Raw genomic sequence first — 14,216 nt, forward strand, 5'->3', positions numbered from 1 at the left:
TTTTTAATCATTTTCTAATCATCGTGTCTCATCGCGCATCAAAAAAGAGAGACCCGCTTGGTGTTCGGTCAAAATCAGATTTTTAGTCCAACTTTTAGTACGCATCACCTGCTCATTCTCTCTTTTTTTAGTTGCTTTTTTGTTTACATAATAAAAATATGGTTGATCGGCATCAGTCATTCAATCTCTTGTTTCATTCATCCACTGATCCGGTGTAAATCCCTGATCTGCCACTGACCATTCTTTAAAAAATTCTTCTAGAAACCCACGCATGAATTCCTCTCTGCGTTTTGCTTCTTGTTTGCCATAAGCTGTATTCATTTTTTCTGTAAGCAAGAAAAGTTTTTCGTAAAAATGATTGATCACGGTGGAGCCTTTTCGATAGTCTGCTTTATTCGTATAATTTTGAGGACGAATATCTGGATCGAAAATCGGATGGCCATGTCCTCCGCCGAAATAAGCCGTGCGCATGATTCCGATAGCGCCTAATGCATCGATGCGATCAGCATCTTGGACGATTTTTCCCTCGATTGGCAATACAGGTGTCTTTTCTGTGGAGAGCTCCTTGGAAAAAGACATATTTTCGATAATGAAAAAAATAGTTTCGATCTGCTGCTGTTCTACTCGGATTTCTTGAAGAAATTCATGTAGCTGTTTTTTGGCCGCTGCTTCATCTTTGACCACTTTGTCATCGATCGTATCATGCAGATAAGCCGCTGCCAGTGTGATCAGCGGATCGGCGTCAGGTTCCGTCGCTAGAATTTCTTCTGCTATTTTGACAGCTCTTCTCGTGTGGTCCGTCCCATGACCTGTTCGATCACTGGCTAATTGCTTCATGCTGTACTCTGCGATTGCATTTAATTTATCCATTTTTCGACTTCTTTCTCAAGATAAAAAGCTGAAAGCTGCTATATGAAAGCAGCGCTCCAGCTATTATCTTAGTTTTTTTATTGCTTTTTATTGAACTTTATATACCATAAAATACAACTCTTTCATATAGTCGATCAAATATTCAGGATTCAATGGTTCATTCGTTGCATCTTGGATCAGTTGGTTTGGTTTCCTTGATGCGCCATATTGATGGATATGTTCTTTCATCCAGTTTTTGATTGGGGAATAATCATCTGATGCTAAAATCGAATCAAGTGACTGTTCTTTTTCCATTGCGTGAAGTAGCTGTGCTGCATACATATAGCCTAACGCGTAAGAAGGGAAATAACCGAAACTTGCTCCGGACCAATGCACATCTTGCAAAATGCCTTCTAGATCATTCTCTGGACGGATGCCTAAATATTCTTCGTATTTCTGATTCCAGATTTCTGGCAGATCTGTGACTTCTACTTCTTCATTGAAGATCATTTTTTCTATCTCATAACGAATGATGATGTGTAATGGATAGGTCAGGCTATCTGCTTCGATTCGAATCAGACTGGGCTGAGTGAACTTCAGCGAACGATAAAAATCATCAAAAGCAATATCATCGAAGGTCCCTTCCGCGCATTCCTTGAAGAACGGATACTGTTTCTCCCAGAAACTGCGGTTGCTCCCAATGATGATCTCATTGAATAAAGACTGAGATTCATGGATACCCATTGATGTTCCTTGGTAAATCGGCGTGTATGCATACTTTTCATCAATGTCTTGTTCATACATACCGTGTCCTGCTTCGTGGATCACGCCAAATACAGCCATTTTGAAGTCTTTTTCGTTCCAGCGAGTCGTGATTCTTGAATCTTCTGGATTGATTCCCGTCATAAATGGATGGATGGTATCATCCAAACGTCCTCGGCTAAAGTCGAAGCCTAATTGTTCGATTACACCTGTGACGAATTTTTTCTGTTGCTCTTTTGTCATTGTTCGCGTAAGAAAATCTGTTTTCGGCGCTGTTCCTTTTTCTGCCAACGTTTGGCGTATGGAAAGGATGCCTTCTTTCAGACGATCGAATACCTTATCAAGAACATCGACGGTCATTCCCGGCTCGTACTGATTCAACAAAACATCATAATCAGTTTCTTCGTCTTTGCGCCAGTACGGGATCAGTTTCTTCGTCAATTCTATGTTTCGACGCAGCGCTTCTTGGAAATCCGTGAATCGTTCAGTTTCTCTGGCTTTTTGCCATTGTCCATGAGCAGAAGAAACTGCTGCTGTGTATTCTTTCATCAATTCTTGAGGCACTCGATGCTCAAGCTCAAAATCTTCTTTTACTTTTTGAAAAACCGCTGTTCCCGTTTCTGACAATTCATCTGGATGTTCAGAAAAATAATGGATTGCTTCTTCGATTTTCGGTCCGATTTTTTTCGAAAAATAAATACTGTGAAGATAGCTGTCTACTTCACTTCGATAATCGCTTGCTTTTTCTGGCATACCGGTTTGTGTATCCCAGTCTAGGATCCCTAAAGCTTGCTGCAGTAAATTAATTTCTTTTACTTCTTGCAAAAATTCTTTTTCGTTCATTCCTTATTCCTCCAAACATCCATCATTTTATTCTTGTGGTTTGCCGGGTTTAGGAGGGCGTGTCCCCCAATACTGGAAGAGATCCGTCCGCAAAGCCCCGTTGTACAGCTTCCGTTTCTTGGTTGCCTTTTGTCCATAGTGATCTTCAAAGGTCAAATCACTTGTTAAGATATACTTGCTCCATGTTTTTAAAGGACGGAAAACATCGCCCATTTCCTCATATAACCGACGGACGGATTCTTCTTCGCCTAGTCGTTCACCATATGGCGGGTTCGCTACGATCACGCCATAGTCCTTCTCTGTTTTGAAATCTTTGACTGCCTGCTGTTTAAATGTGATCGATGAACCTAGACCGATCTCTTCCGCATTTGCTTTAGCGATCTCGATCATCCGTCCGTTGATATCTGAGCCAGTGATGTCTAATTCTATATCGTAGTCCGCTTTTTCTTCTGCAGCTGCGCGTACAGCTTCCATGGTTTCTTTGCTGAACCAGTCCCATGACTCACAGGCAAATTCACGATTGAATCCGGGGGCGATATTATGACCGATCAGTGCAGCTTCGATACAGATCGTCCCTGAGCCGCAGACAGGATCATAAAAAGGACGGTCCTTGCGCCAGTTCGTCAGCATGACTAGTGCTGCAGCCATGTTTTCTTTCAATGGTGCACCACCTTTTTCCAGACGATAACCGCGTTTGAACAAACTTGGTCCAGTAGTATCTAGTGTCACCATCACATGGTCTTTCAAAAGTGCGACTTCTAATTGGAAGTGTGCGCCTGTTTCAGTCAGCGGAACAGAAGCAGGGCGATGATAATACGTACGTAATCGTTCGATAATCGCTTTTTTCGTGATCGCTTGACAATCTGGCGTACTGTACAATTTTGACTTGATCGATTTTCCTGCTACCGGAAATTCTGCGTCTAATGGCAGGAAATCTTCCCAAGGTAATGCTTTGACTTTTTCGAACAGTTCATCGAATGTATACGCATCAAATTCACCCACAACGATTTTGACGCGATCTGCTGTACGAAGCCACAGATTGGCTGTAGCGATCGTTTCCATCGTCCCTTCAAAGCGGGCACGACCGTTCTCGACTTGACATTCGATTCCTAAATCCCGCAGTTCTTTTCCGACAAGTGCTTCTAATCCGCTTGCGGCAGTTGCTACAAGGTTAAATTTTCTTTTATTATCCATACTATTCTCCTTAATTTATAAAAAAAACCTTCACAACAAGGTTGGAAGGTATTCCCTGATTATTGCGGTTTTCTGTAAGCCATGTTTTGTGCTCTGTTTTTCCAGGGAGAAAAAACAGAGTGGTAACCATCTATCTGCAGTTAACCTGCCCTTTTGCCTCGTTCTTATTCCCAGCAAAAAGCGCCCCTACCATTGTTTGGGTTGCTCGCTCGAGGGGTTTACCGCGTTCCACCGGATACGTTTCCCTATCCGCTTCGTCACTGTGGCACTTTCAAGGATACTTAAACATAGCCGAAGCCTTAGTTTGTTTTCCTGCCGTTACTCCTAAGAGTACCTTAGCTTATTTTTTCGCTAAGCACGAACACTACAGGCATCACAGCCTGTGCGAGCATGGACTTTCCTCAGCCTGGTCAAGCCAGACCGCGATTACCCGAAAACCGCAAAGAGTTGTCAGTCATTAAAACTGACGTGTTTTTTCATTGTCATCATCACTTGTATCTACGTTCGTATAATTGTTTGGGTTAGGCTGTGGAGTCGGATGCGCATTTGCTTGCTGATCCAGCTTCTTGCCGAATACTTCCCGTTCAAGATTTGACAAACGTTTCAAGATATCGAAATTGGTCACAGCTACGCTCTTAGGTGCTTCAGCTTGCTGCACTCGTGTTTGAGCAGCTCCTTGTGTTTTTGACAACTGAGCGACTTTTGCACTCAACTTATCGTTTTCTTCTTGTAAAGCAAGGAGTTCTTTGCTGTAAGTTTCATAATCTTTGATGATGTTGTCTAAGAATTCATCAACTTCGATGGGGTCATATCCGCGCATCTTTGTTTTGAATTCTTGCTGTAAAATGTCTTTAGGACTATAAACCAAATTCGCCATATCTACACCTCTAGTTCTCATTTACGTAATAACATTTCTACCTTTTTCATTGTATCGGAAAAACGTTGATAAATCAAACACAATCTCATTTATTCACTAAAATTTTGAAGATCGTCCATACTGATTGAACGGATCTCATAAGGATGATCCAGCTGATATTTCTGTGCATCTTGGAAGAAAAATTGTGATTTACCAGGGTATTCAGGGTCATAGATCATCAGACATCCTTCCGTATGTTCAAGTAAAAAATGCGTGTGATTTCTTAACTGTCCTGGTGAACGATAAGGCTGATGGCTCACTGACTCGACGTAGTCTGCAACCTGCTCTGCTAAGCGTTTCTTCTCCTGATTGTTTTCGTTCCAGCCGCTTCCGAAATCAGCAAAAGGATAGATGATCCCGAGCTTTAATTCTGGGTAGTCTTCCTTTAACTCTGCCGCTATCTCAGTTGTCCACGTCTCTACGCCTAAGTTGCCGCTAGTAAGTACCCATTCCAGTCCTTCTTCAGCGAATTGCTGCAACTCTTTTTTTAAGACTTTTTTAATAACTTTGATTTTAGGATCGTCGTCCTTAAAAACACCGAGCTCAAAACTGCGATATCCTGAAACATAGATTACTTTTATACTGTCCATCTCAGATTCCTTTTCTTTCTTTACGCTTTTTTGCTATAATGTGGCCTAGGAGTGTGATTAAAGATGGTATTACGCTATCCAAACGGCCAACCTTATTATAAGGATGCCTCGCCAAACAAAAAAATTCAAGGAAAAAGACAACCCTCAGTTGAATTCGGCAATCGAGGCATGTGCTTTGAAGAAGCAATCAACGAAAGCAACGAGTACTATCTTTCCCGGGGCATGGCTGTGATCCATAAAAAACCGACCCCTATCCAAATCGTGAAAGTAGACTACCCCAGACGTAGTGCAGCTGTCATAAAAGAAGCCTACTTCACTCAGGCATCCACTACCGATTACAATGGGGTTTATCAGGGTTTTTATTTAGATTTCGAGGCAAAAGAAACAAAGAACAAAACCTCTTTTCCTTTTAAGAATTTTCACGCACATCAGATTACTCACATGGAAGCTTGTCTCCAGCAAAACGGGATCTGTTTTGTTTTGCTGTGGTTTTCTACTCTGAAGCGCTGTTTTTATTTGGATAGTAAGTATTTGATCAAGTATTGGCACGCTCAAAAGGAACAAGGACGGAAATCACTCCCTCTCGCTCTGATCGAAGAGATCGGGATCGAGATCGAAACAGGTTACTCCCCTCGTATTCCTTATCTGGATGCCGTTGATCGTCACATATTAACATTATCTATTGAAGGAGAAAGAAAGAATGGCAAATGAACAAACGAGGACTTCTAGGCGCCAAACGAACCCAGCTGTTAAAAAAAGAAGCAGCAGTGGTTCTAAAAGAGGCTCTGGAAAACCATCCGGAAAGAACAAAAAAGGACTTTTCATCCGTATCTTATTGGGGATCCTTTCTTTTATTTGTATCCTGTTTCTAGCTGGTGTGGGTCTCTTCTGGTATTACGCAAAAGATGCTCCTGATTTAACGGACAAAAAGCTGGATGCAACGGTCTCATCAAAACTCTATACCCAAGATGGTGAGCTTTTTGAAGATCTCGGCGCAGAAAAAAGAGAAAAAATCTCAGCGAATGAACTTCCTCAAACGCTAGAAGATGCGATCGTATCAGTCGAAGATCGCCGTTTTTATAAACATATCGGTGTCGATCCGATCCGTATCATTGGTTCAGCTCTGTCGAATTTCACATCTGGCGGTCTGCAAGGCGGAAGTACGCTGACGCAGCAACTGATCAAACTCTCTTTCTTCTCAACAAGTACAGAGGACCAGACGCTGAAACGTAAAGCACAGGAAGCTTGGATGGCTGTCAAACTAGAGCAGCGAAAATCAAAACAAGAAATCTTGACATATTACGTGAATAAAGTCTATATGTCCAATGGGCTTTACGGAATGGAAACTGCATCAGAAACCTATTTCGGCAAAAAACTGTCAGAGTTGTCACTTCCGCAAACAGCTCTTTTAGCAGGAATGCCGCAAGCCCCTTCCGCTTATGATCCTTATGCTTATCCAGAACAAGCAAAGAAACGGCGGGATACAGTTTTGTATACGATGCTGCAAAATGAAAAGATCACCCAGTCAGATTACGATACTGCGGTGAATACACCAGTCACAGACGGGCTTCAAGAAATAAAACAAGGAGACGACAATACAAAGATCGTCGATAATTACGTCAAAGAAGTGATCAATGAAGTACAGGAAAAAACAGACAAAAATGTCTTCACTGATGGACTTGACATTTACACTAACCTTGACCTCGATGCACAAAAACAACTTTATAATATTGTCAATACAGATGAATACGTCACTTATCCTGATGATGAAATGCAAGTTGCCTCTACACTGATCGATGTCAATACAGGCGAAGTCAAAGCCCAAATCGGCGGACGGCATATCGCTGATGATGTCACACTAGGTAACAACTTGGCAGTCAACACTTCCCGAGATTTCGGGTCGACGATGAAGCCTGTCACTGATTATGGTCCAGCCTTCGAATATCTGAAATATTCTACAGGAAAAACGATTACGGACGCCCCTTACAATTATGAAGGGACTTCCACACCTGTCGGAAACTGGGACAACCAGTACATGGGGACGATCACTTTACGTCAGGCGCTCTACTTGTCACGTAACGTACCAGCTGTCAAACTCTTCAACGAAGTCGGAGCGGACAAAGCTGCTTCTTTCTTGAACGGATTAGGTATCGAATACAGTACCATCCATCAGTCAAATGCGATTTCAAGCAATACCGAGAAGCAAGACGGGACAAAATACGGTGCTTCATCCTTGAAAATGGCTGCAGCATATGCCGCGTTTGCAAATGGCGGAACGTATTACAAACCGCAGTATGTCAACCGGATCGTTTTCCAAGACGGCACCGAAGAAACCTATGAAGCAGATGGAAAAAAAGCGATGTCTCCAGAAACAGCTTATATGGTCACAGATATTCTGAAAGATACGATCTCGAGAGGTACTGGTTCAAATGCTCAGATCTCTGGTCTTTATCAAGCCGGGAAAACAGGGACATCGAATTATACAGACGATGAGTACGCAAAATTAGGTATCTCCTCCGGTGTATATCCTGATATTCTATTTGCCGGATATACGCCGAACTACTCGATCTCTGTATGGACTGGGTATAACAACAAGATGACGCCGGTCACGTCAGAATCCTCTCATGTTGCTTCTGATGTTTACCGGGAGCTGATGCAGTACGTTTCGGCAAATGTGCCAAATACCGATTGGGAAATGCCAAGCGGACTGGTTCGTTCAGGTAGAGAACTTTATTTCAAAGATCAATACAGTCGGAGAACTGCCAACTCTTACTCCTCGGTCCCAGTCACTCCATCATCTAGCTCTGCAGAAACTCCTGCAAGCTCTGAGACAGTGAACTCCGTACCGGAAAGCTCGGTCAGCGTCCCTGAATCGACCACATCGAGTTCATCTGAAAGCAGTACATCGGTAAGCAGCGAGGAACCGCCAGCTTCTTCAAGCGTTCCTTCTTCGACCGCCGAAAGCTCAGCGCCTGCTTCATCTGCACCAGCTGATTCGTCTGCTCCGCCAGCTTCTTCTGAAGAAACACCAGCAAACAACGCTGGAAGTGATGCGCCAGCAAGCAACTCAACGGCTGGCAGCAGGTAAACGTTTATTTATCAAACAACAGTTAACAACGTCAAAAAAAACGCCCAAACTACTTCTCACAAGTAGTTCGGGCATTTTTTAGTTTACCTAGTCAATAAGATTCACTTTCAACCATAGATCAATTCAACTAAAATCAATGTGATATCCTGAGAACCTTTTTTGTAAGTGCCATCGTAATCGTCTGGATAGATGATGCCCGGTCCATAAGAATCATTTCCTGTATAGTCGGATAAAAGGTACTCATTTTTGTCGAATACCGATTCGGGACGCGGAATCGGATTTTCGCCATTCCATGTATCATCTTTGTCCCAGAAAATGTAATGCCAAACAAATTCTTTGGGATCAAACCCATTGTAGCGGTCAATCAGCTGATCCAGTTCTTCGACAGGTGCGCCTTTTTCCCCAATAAAGGAAACGCCGTTTTTGATCATGTCAGTGATTTCTGCTTCCACGACTTCTGCTTCTCTCGATCCTTCCATATCCAGTCTTACTGGATAGTATCTTCCCACTGGATCAATAATCTGATAAGGTGCGGGACGCGCAGAACTTCGCCAGTCAATGATCCGTTGTTTGAAACGGATATTGACGGTTCCTAATGCTCTATACTGAAAAACGATTTCTTGAGGGGTTTCTGTGAAATAGCCGATTGAATCGCCTGTCGTTTGCTTCCATACATATTGGTCAATTTCCAGAGCATCGATCTTGAAAGACTCATTTATTTTTCCTTCTACAAGATTATCTTCTGCGACCTGCTCACCCGTATCGATATCTATATGCTTTACCAAAACTGTTCCTTTTTTATAGCGGTAGTGGTAAGTCACTATTTGGGCTGCTTCGGAGAAAGTCCCCGTGCTTTCTCCAGAGACATCTGCTAGTTCATAGTTCTCTATAACGATAGGTTCAGTCGTATACTCGCTGCCTACCGGTCCTTGGATGATGACTGATGACGCAAGTTCTTTACCTTCCTCATCTTCGTGATAGACTGTAACGTGCCCATTTTTTACTGCTATTGATTTTTTATAGAGATAAATAACTGATTGTGGCTCATTCGTGTACTTCCCTTTAGCCATCCCCTTGACTGTCACCAACTCATAGCCTTCAAACTGTTTTTCTTCGGTTTCATATGATTCGCCTAGCTTACCCGTCATCATGATCGGGTCTGACAACGGCTGTTCATTTTCATCGATGTAAGAAACATGGACTTCCCCTTTTTCTTGTACTACTGCGCCAGCTGCTTCCGATTCTTTGACTGTATGAAGATAACCTAGATACTGATAGCCTTCGATCGTTTTTGGTCGATACGTCAATCCTTCACTGATAGCCAGTACCTCTTGAACGTTTTCTGCTAAAGTGCTTATATCAGTCGCACGAGCCGTTTTTGGTAACGATGTCATTAAAACAGGAATAAGAATGATCACCGAAAAGAATGATCGATGGCGTTTATTCTTTGCCAAAACAAGAATTGAACTAATCACTAAAAGTGTCCCAAAAATATAGAATCGCGAATTCGGCACTTTCTCATTTGTCTTCGGAAGATTGCGAGGTTGTTCATCCGGATCTTTTCTTACTTCAGATGAGGGAGAAATGAAAGTGCTTTTTTCACTTTCCGCTAACATTTCTTCATAAACTAACGTATACGTATGGTCTTTCCCGTCAGCTATCCCGATCGGTGGTCCTTCGATGATTTTCGAACGATCCTCAAGTGAGAGATTCTGGACATCGACATGTTCATACGTAATAGTACTGCTTTCTTTTTCTTCTTGAGCAAAAACTGATTCAGAGCCTACAAACAACCAGCTAAATGCCATGACAGTCACTAACTGCAACGCTTTTTTCATCTTGCAACACCCTTCCTTTATTATTAAATTACATGTATTATTTTATCATAATCCGTACATCAAAATGCAATCTCATTCTAATTCTAATCAAATTATTAGAAGATTTAGCAATTCTTGATACGATTATTTTGCAAAAAACGCAAAAAACACGTAAGTGAAAAAGAGTCCTCTTCCACCTACGTGTTTACCTGCCTATTTATTTTTAGAACATTTACCGAAAAGATCCAAACGACACTATACTATTTAAACCACTACAGTACTTTCTTTTGACGCATGCGGTTTTTCCCATCTTGGCACATAGACAATAACGGACAAGCTTCACAGTTCGGATTTCTTGCTGTGCAGTGATATCTGCCGAAAAAAATCAGTGTATGATGTGTCTTTACCCAAAGAGATTCGGGAATCTTGCGCATCAATGTCTCTTCTACTTCTAGTACTGAAGCATCCAATTTACAGATCCTGAGTCTTTTCGATACCCGCTCTACGTGTGTATCGACGGCGATTGCCGGAATACCAAATGCATCCCCCAGTACGACATTTGCTGTTTTACGTCCTACTCCGGGAAGACTCATCAGTTCTTCTCTTGTTTGCGGTACCAGTCCATCGAATCGCTCGATCAGCTGATGTGCACAGGCATTGATATTTTTTGCTTTGTTCCGATATAGGCCGATCGTTTTGATTTTTGGAATGATCTCTTCGACCGAAGCGTTCGCTAATGCTTCTGGCGTAGGAAAAGCAGCAAATAACGCCGGTGTCGCTTTATTGACAGATACATCCGTTGCCTGGGCACTCAGGATCACTGCAATCAGCAGTTCAAAGGGATTGTTGTGCTGAAGCTCGCCATGTGCTTCAGGAAACATGTCATACATCGTTTCGATAGCTTCCATCGTTTTTTGTTTGCTTAACATAATACTCCTATTCTTCCAGCCAGTTTTTCAAGGAAACTTTTGGCAATTCTTCCTGCTGTGCTGGCTGGTCGATTTCTTTTTGAAGTAATTGCTGTTTTCTTCGTTTCTGGTCTTCTTCTACCTGCTGCTTGGTTTTTAAATTTTTCCGCTCCCAGGACAGCAGAATGCGATCAACATAATTGAAACTATACGCCTGGTTCAAAACTGCTTCTCGCAAAGCCAGTTTCAGAATCTCCGGCTGATAATGATCTTCTTCTAACCATTGGCCGATTCGCTGGAATTCAATCGAAGACAATGGACGTCCAAATTCCTGCTCAAACAACTGATAAACCGACTGGATTTCTTTTTCTTGGCTTTTTTCTTCTTGCTTTTGGTTTTTACTGGATAGATACTGATCCAAATGATCATAGATCGGAAACAAATCATAACGATCTGCCTTCTGTCCATTGACCGTTGTCGTTTCTATCCTGATGAAGCCGCTGCTCACTAGCCGATTCAGTATCTGATATAAATGATCTGGTTTGATCCCCATATTCATCGCGATCATCTGCAGATCAGGAAATACATCTCCTTCCAGCTGTGCCATATGCAGTTGAAGCACAAACAGAAATTCATCTGACTGTAACCCGATATGATGATAATTCTTAAGTAAAAGATTGGATATGACCGTTTGGCCGGAACGTAAATAATTTTCTAAATTCAACATCGTTTTTCCCCCGCTTCAAAATCAGTATACGTAAAATTCTGTGGGGAAGCAAGGTCAGGTTTTCTTGTAATTGTTAGCAAAAAGCTAGAATTGCGTTCACCCTATGCCTTTTCTTTGATTACTGTTTCTTTAATTTTTTTATTGGCACCTTTTCACTTTTCGGAATAAATAAACAAAAAAGCGTCAAGGTCATTTCACTGACTCTGACACTCTTTTGTCTTTATAAGTCCATCTGGCGACAAAAAATCACCTTTAGAATTCGTCCTCAGTTTCTAGGACATACGGCTGTCCTTCGTAAGTGTATTCGGTGTTCAGTGTTCCATCATTCTCATCAGAATAGATACGTCTGCTGAAAGGAAAACGATGAGCCGCTCCATCTTCTGCGACTTCTGCTGGCATCGTGTAGTAATCCTCTTGTGTTTCATTGAGCTGGGAGATCACTTGATCCGCCAACGTGTCAATATCTGGATTCGCTTCCTTTGCGACCTTTTCATAGTCTTCTAAAAACGCATCTTGTTGGACAAAGTATTCTTTATTCATCTTCTTTCTCACCTTTCATTTCGAGATCAAGCAAAACTGTCTGGTTGTTCTTTTATGTAACAGCTTTGACTTTGTACTTATTGTGACAAAAAAACGGAAGAAAAACAATTAATTGTACTTTCCACAAAAAAAGACGGAAGAGGTATGACAACAGACTTGTCACACCTCTCCTTTTTTCGAATGAATATTATTCCAGAAGCTGCGGCTTCGAAAAATAAGCTGACTACTTCTGTCCCAATCTCTTTCGTCTGTCTTTCTTATTGGGCTGTTTCGATTTCTCCTAATGCTGCTTGTGCAAGTAGGTTCAAGTAGTTCCAAGGACGGTCGAAATGCGGCTGGAAGAAGAAATCTGAAAGAGCAAGATCTTCTACAGTCATTTTATTTTGTACAGCAAGTGACAATGTATTCGCTGATTGCGTAATGTCATATTTAGACATGAATTGTGCACCAACGATACGATTCGTTCCTTTTTCATACACCAGTTCCATGATGACTTTTTCATTTGTCGGCATGAACTCAGGACGATAGTTATCAATAAATAAAGTTGCCTGGACATCCAAATCATTCAAAGGTGCACTTTCTTTTGTCACACCAGTTGATCCGATCGTCCAGCCGAATAGGTACAGACCAGACGTTCCTTGCGTGCCGCGATAGGCCATTTTGTGTTCTGTCAGATTGTTTCCGACTAAAAGCCCTTGGCGTACAGCGTTGGTTGCTAATGGGATATAATTTTGCGTACCGCTTGGATTGTAGATAACTACAGCAGAGTCTCCAGCTGCAAAAATATCAGGGTCACTTGTTTGCATATATTCGTTCACTTTGATCGCACCGTTTGGCAATGTATCTACTTTGCCTTCGATCAGTGTCGTATTTGGTCTGAATCCGACACATAAAATCACCATATCCGCGTCAAAAGTCTCTGTCGGTGTAGCGACTTGTTTGACTTTTCCATCTTCACCAGGGATAAATTCAGTCACATTTTCACCTAGAGCTAAGGTTACTCCGCGATCAGTCAATTCTTTTTCAAGGATATCTGTGAATGGTTTATCTAAATATTTGTTCAAGATCCGGTCTAATCCGTCGATCAGCGTCACTTGTTTGCCAGATTCTACAAATGCTTCGACTAATTCGATCCCAATATAACCGCCGCCAACGATCACTACTCGTTTGGCATCTTTTGCCTGAGCGATGATTTCATTTGCTTGATTGTAGTTTTTACATAGAAGCACGTTTTCTGATTCGATTCCTTTAACAGGCGGAATGATTGGCCATGAACCAGTTGTCATTACTAATTTGTCATAAGAAACAGTTTCAATGTCTCCAGATTTCAGATCTTTTGCTGTAATTGTCTTGTTTTCCGTGTCGACATTCGTCACATCATGTTCCATTTTTACAGTTGCGCCTAAGGCAGATAATTCTTCTGGATTTGAATAGAACAAGCCAGCCGGGTCTTTGACTACGCCTCCGACATATAATGCGATACCACAAGATAGGAATGAAATATTGTCATTTCTTTCGTATACGGTCACTTCCGCTTCTGGATGATTTTTTAAGATGCTTTTTACAGCTGCAGTTCCTGCATGCGTACAGCCAATTACTACTACTTTCATATGTGGATCCCTCCGATTAGCAATTTGTCTTTTGACAAGACCCACTATAACAAAAATAAAACGTATACAACAGTTTTATGCTTGTGAATTCACAAAGAACATTTTGTAAATTTTTCCTTTTTCTCAGTCAGTAATGTTGATTTAAAAGCTATTACCTTGTGAAAAAAAGCACTTTTGCGAATCATTTGTGAAAAAAAGACAAAAAAATAAAAAAAGTTAGTGATTGTTCAAGCAACTAACTTTTTTTGGCTCTATAATTTCTAGGACTGATAGAATTTTCTGTCGGTCCTAGATTTTTTTGTAAAAAAACAAACAGACATACAAAAATTCCGATAGAATAGAGTCGTCTAAAACATCAATCTGAAAGGAAGT

At 41.6% G+C, this 14,216-nt stretch carries 13 protein-coding genes and 1 other RNA gene; 2 read left to right on the plus strand and 12 right to left on the minus strand.

The window, feature by feature from the left end; all coding sequences use genetic code 11:
* Window positions 1-18: 18 nt before the first annotated feature.
* The 7 genes from G7Y42_RS13020 to G7Y42_RS13050 all read right to left on the minus strand — a co-directional run bounded on the left by G7Y42_RS13020 (window position 19) and on the right by G7Y42_RS13050 (window position 5,154).
* The gene (locus G7Y42_RS13020; RefSeq protein ID WP_165006656.1) at window positions 19-180 is read right to left on the minus strand and encodes a hypothetical protein; all 162 of its coding nucleotides are present in this window, start codon (window positions 178-180) and stop codon (window positions 19-21) included.
* A complete protein-coding gene (locus tag G7Y42_RS13025) occupies window positions 181-870 on the minus strand; it encodes an HD domain-containing protein (RefSeq protein ID WP_165006659.1) in 690 nt (229 codons plus the stop codon). It abuts the gene before it with no gap.
* 87 nt (window positions 871-957) lie between these two features.
* Complete coding sequence (locus G7Y42_RS13030) at window positions 958-2,454, minus strand: carboxypeptidase M32 (RefSeq protein WP_165006661.1); 1,497 nt, start codon at window positions 2,452-2,454, stop codon at window positions 958-960.
* A gap of 27 nt (window positions 2,455-2,481) precedes the next feature.
* Window positions 2,482-3,648, minus strand: a complete 1,167-nt coding sequence (locus G7Y42_RS13035) for a class I SAM-dependent RNA methyltransferase (RefSeq protein ID WP_165006664.1) — start codon at window positions 3,646-3,648, stop codon at window positions 2,482-2,484.
* A gap of 70 nt (window positions 3,649-3,718) precedes the next feature.
* Window positions 3,719-4,086, minus strand: an RNA gene (gene rnpB / locus G7Y42_RS13040) — RNase P RNA component class B.
* A 19-nt stretch (window positions 4,087-4,105) separates the two neighbouring features.
* Window positions 4,106-4,525 (minus strand): cell division regulator GpsB, encoded by a 420-nt coding sequence (gene gpsB, locus G7Y42_RS13045; RefSeq protein ID WP_165006667.1) that lies wholly within the window; start codon window positions 4,523-4,525, stop codon window positions 4,106-4,108.
* An 89-nt stretch (window positions 4,526-4,614) separates the two neighbouring features.
* Complete coding sequence (locus G7Y42_RS13050) at window positions 4,615-5,154, minus strand: DUF1273 domain-containing protein (RefSeq protein WP_165006670.1); 540 nt, start codon at window positions 5,152-5,154, stop codon at window positions 4,615-4,617.
* Window positions 5,155-5,217: 63 nt separating this feature from the next.
* Between G7Y42_RS13050 and recU the strand changes: the two genes are divergently transcribed.
* Both recU and G7Y42_RS13060 read left to right on the plus strand, forming a co-directional pair.
* On the plus strand, window positions 5,218-5,865 hold the full coding sequence (recU, locus tag G7Y42_RS13055) for a Holliday junction resolvase RecU (RefSeq protein WP_165006673.1): 648 nt from the start codon (window positions 5,218-5,220) through the stop codon (window positions 5,863-5,865).
* Window positions 5,855-8,242, plus strand: a complete 2,388-nt coding sequence (locus G7Y42_RS13060; RefSeq protein WP_165006676.1) for a PBP1A family penicillin-binding protein — start codon at window positions 5,855-5,857, stop codon at window positions 8,240-8,242. The genes recU and G7Y42_RS13060 overlap by 11 nt, the downstream gene beginning before the upstream one ends.
* Window positions 8,243-8,349: 107 nt before the next feature.
* Here the strand turns inward: G7Y42_RS13060 and G7Y42_RS13065 are convergent, their stop codons facing one another.
* The 5 genes from G7Y42_RS13065 to G7Y42_RS13085 all read right to left on the minus strand — a co-directional run bounded on the left by G7Y42_RS13065 (window position 8,350) and on the right by G7Y42_RS13085 (window position 13,844).
* On the minus strand, window positions 8,350-10,080 hold the full coding sequence (locus G7Y42_RS13065) for a MucBP domain-containing protein (RefSeq protein WP_165006679.1): 1,731 nt from the start codon (window positions 10,078-10,080) through the stop codon (window positions 8,350-8,352).
* A gap of 251 nt (window positions 10,081-10,331) precedes the next feature.
* Window positions 10,332-10,988 (minus strand): endonuclease III, encoded by a 657-nt coding sequence (gene nth, locus G7Y42_RS13070; RefSeq protein WP_165006682.1) that lies wholly within the window; start codon window positions 10,986-10,988, stop codon window positions 10,332-10,334.
* Between the two features lie 7 nt (window positions 10,989-10,995).
* Entirely contained in the window at window positions 10,996-11,694 is a 699-nt protein-coding gene (locus tag G7Y42_RS13075) for a DnaD domain protein (RefSeq protein WP_165006685.1), read from the minus strand.
* Window positions 11,695-11,946: 252 nt separating this feature from the next.
* Window positions 11,947-12,234 (minus strand): DUF5960 family protein, encoded by a 288-nt coding sequence (locus G7Y42_RS13080; protein WP_165006688.1) that lies wholly within the window; start codon window positions 12,232-12,234, stop codon window positions 11,947-11,949.
* Window positions 12,235-12,491: 257 nt separating this feature from the next.
* A complete protein-coding gene (locus G7Y42_RS13085; protein WP_165006691.1) occupies window positions 12,492-13,844 on the minus strand; it encodes an NADH oxidase in 1,353 nt (450 codons plus the stop codon).
* Between the last annotated feature and the right edge of the window lie 372 nt (window positions 13,845-14,216).

The organism is Enterococcus sp. ZJ1622 (assembly GCF_011038845.1).
In the GTDB taxonomy this organism is placed as follows: Bacteria; Bacillota; Bacilli; order Lactobacillales; family Enterococcaceae; genus Enterococcus_B.

Excerpts from the sequence above, each read along its gene's own strand:
- G7Y42_RS13035 (WP_165006664.1), bottom strand. The coding sequence starts at position 3,648 with ATGGATAATAAAAGAAAATTTAACCTTGTAGCAACTGCCGCAAGCGGA.
- G7Y42_RS13075 (WP_165006685.1), bottom strand. The coding sequence starts at position 11,694 with ATGTTGAATTTAGAAAATTATTTACGTTCCGGCCAAACGGTCATATCC.
- G7Y42_RS13030 (WP_165006661.1), bottom strand. The coding sequence starts at position 2,454 with ATGAACGAAAAAGAATTTTTGCAAGAAGTAAAAGAAATTAATTTACTG.
- gpsB (WP_165006667.1), bottom strand. The coding sequence starts at position 4,525 with ATGGCGAATTTGGTTTATAGTCCTAAAGACATTTTACAGCAAGAATTC.
- nth (WP_165006682.1), bottom strand. The coding sequence starts at position 10,988 with ATGTTAAGCAAACAAAAAACGATGGAAGCTATCGAAACGATGTATGAC.
- G7Y42_RS13050 (WP_165006670.1), bottom strand. The coding sequence starts at position 5,154 with ATGGACAGTATAAAAGTAATCTATGTTTCAGGATATCGCAGTTTTGAG.
- G7Y42_RS13085 (WP_165006691.1), bottom strand. The coding sequence starts at position 13,844 with ATGAAAGTAGTAGTAATTGGCTGTACGCATGCAGGAACTGCAGCTGTA.
- recU (WP_165006673.1), top strand. The coding sequence starts at position 5,218 with ATGGTATTACGCTATCCAAACGGCCAACCTTATTATAAGGATGCCTCG.
- G7Y42_RS13025 (WP_165006659.1), bottom strand. The coding sequence starts at position 870 with ATGGATAAATTAAATGCAATCGCAGAGTACAGCATGAAGCAATTAGCC.
- G7Y42_RS13065 (WP_165006679.1), bottom strand. The coding sequence starts at position 10,080 with ATGAAAAAAGCGTTGCAGTTAGTGACTGTCATGGCATTTAGCTGGTTG.
- G7Y42_RS13080 (WP_165006688.1), bottom strand. The coding sequence starts at position 12,234 with ATGAATAAAGAATACTTTGTCCAACAAGATGCGTTTTTAGAAGACTAT.
- G7Y42_RS13060 (WP_165006676.1), top strand. The coding sequence starts at position 5,855 with ATGGCAAATGAACAAACGAGGACTTCTAGGCGCCAAACGAACCCAGCT.
- G7Y42_RS13020 (WP_165006656.1), bottom strand. The coding sequence starts at position 180 with ATGACTGATGCCGATCAACCATATTTTTATTATGTAAACAAAAAAGCA.